A 1,663-nucleotide genomic window follows, 5' to 3' on the forward strand; every position below is an offset into this window, starting at 1 on the left:
CCCGGCCGGCGGTGGGCTCAGCCGCCGCACTCCCCGCTCCGGTCGCAGTACGGCTGCCGCTCGCTGCGCCCGCAGCCGCACAGCATGGCCCGGGTCGCCTCGCGCACCGGCCCGCCGCCCGCGGTGCCGTTCGCCCCCGCGGCCGCCCCGCCCTCGTCGATCCGCAGCTCACCGCGGAGCAGCAGCCGGCCGTCCGCCGTCCGGGTCACCTCGGTCGGCCGGGCCGCCACCTCGTCGGGACCGTCGGGCAGCCGGTGGCGCAGCGCGCCGGTCGGGCAGCGCCGGACCACCTCGGCGACCTGCCCGGCCGGCGCGGCCTGCGGCGAGATCCAGGGCCGGCGCGTGGTGTCGAAGACCGCCGGCAGGCCGCGCACGCACTCGGCGGCGTGCCGGCAGAGCCCGCTGTCGAAGGTGACCTCGATCTCCTCGGACCGGTAGCTCCTGACCGTCCTCGCCGGCGTCGCGCCGGTCGGCTGCCCGGGCTCAGTCACGGACCTGGCTCCGGTTCTCGTAGGCCAGGTCCAGGTACTCCGGATGACGCTCCATCCAGCCGTGGATGAAGGGGCAGGTGGCCAGCACCGGGAGCGCGCGCCCGCGGGCGTCGTCCAGCGCGGCCCGCGCCAGCGCCCCGCCCACGCCCTGCCCCTCGAACGCGGGGTCGACGAGGGTGTGCGGGAACACCACCAGGTTCTCGCTGCGCAGGTACTCGGCGAAGCCCGCGGTCCGGCCGTCGACCTCCGCCTCGAACCGGCTCTGCGCGGGGTTGTCGTGCACGGTGACGGTCATCCGGGGGCCTCCTGGTGAGGGCGGGTCAGGGCTCCCATCATCGGCGATCCCCCCGGCCCCCGCACCGCACCCCGGCACCCCGCTCGCCCACCCCGGCACCCCGCTCGCCCCCACCGCACCCCACCCCGTCCCACCCCGCTCGTCCGTGCGCCGCCCCCGCGCCGCCCGCCCGCCGTTCACCCGTGCGCCGCCCGCGTGTCACCTGCCGCCCCGCCCGTGCTTCCGGAGCCACCGCCGCCCCGACCGGCCGCAGGACGGCCCCGGCCGGTGCCGCCGAGGGACCCCGCCGTCACCCGTCCGGCCTGGATCGGGGCGGCGTTGGCGGTTCGGCCTGCCGAAGGGACGCGGCAGGTCCATCGTGGAGTCGTGGGCGCGATCCACCGACCGGGCCCGCAGCGGCCGGTCCAGGTCCGAGCGCCGCGACGCGCCGACAGACGCGCCCTGACGATCCCGCCGACGACCCCGTGGTCTCCCCGCGGTGACCCCGCGCGCGACCCGGCCCGGCCTGCGCAGCAGGGCCACCTCGCAGGAAGCGGAAGCGTTCTTCTAGGCTCACTTCGGCTTCCCCTGCCACGGTGTCACCCGCGCCGCCACCTGGAGGCCGCTGCCCACGGGGTCCCGGCCGAGCCGGGGCCACCGGATCGAGCGAGGAGGACGTATGTCAACCAGCCGTTCCACCGCACCACGCACCCTTCGGCCACCGGCGGTCAACGGGCCCAGGTGCCCGGCCGATCCGCACGGATCGCCCGCCGCCCGACCCGCCGGCCACCGCGCGTCGCCGACCCCGCTGAGTACGGGAAGCCACCGCGGAGGTGTCAGGTGAGCCCGCACACCACCGCCCCCGACTCACCGCCCGCCGACGCCGTCGCGGATCCCG

Annotated in this window: 2 protein-coding genes; both read right to left on the reverse strand. The window is 78.0% G+C overall.

The annotated features are described in order from the left end of the window. Positions 1 to 17: 17 nt before the first annotated feature. Positions 18 to 491, reverse strand: coding sequence for a (4Fe-4S)-binding protein (locus ABD323_RS40915; RefSeq protein WP_344447183.1), 474 nt, complete (start codon positions 489 to 491; stop codon positions 18 to 20). Further along, the gene (locus ABD323_RS40920; RefSeq protein WP_344447184.1) at positions 484 to 786 is read right to left on the reverse strand and encodes a GNAT family N-acetyltransferase; all 303 of its coding nucleotides are present in this window, start codon (positions 784 to 786) and stop codon (positions 484 to 486) included. The genes ABD323_RS40915 and ABD323_RS40920 overlap by 8 nt, the downstream gene beginning before the upstream one ends. Positions 787 to 1,663 lie beyond the last annotated feature (877 nt).

It is taken from the genome of Kitasatospora nipponensis (genome assembly GCF_039528135.1).
GTDB classification, from domain to species: Bacteria; Actinomycetota; Actinomycetes; order Streptomycetales; family Streptomycetaceae; genus Kitasatospora; species Kitasatospora nipponensis.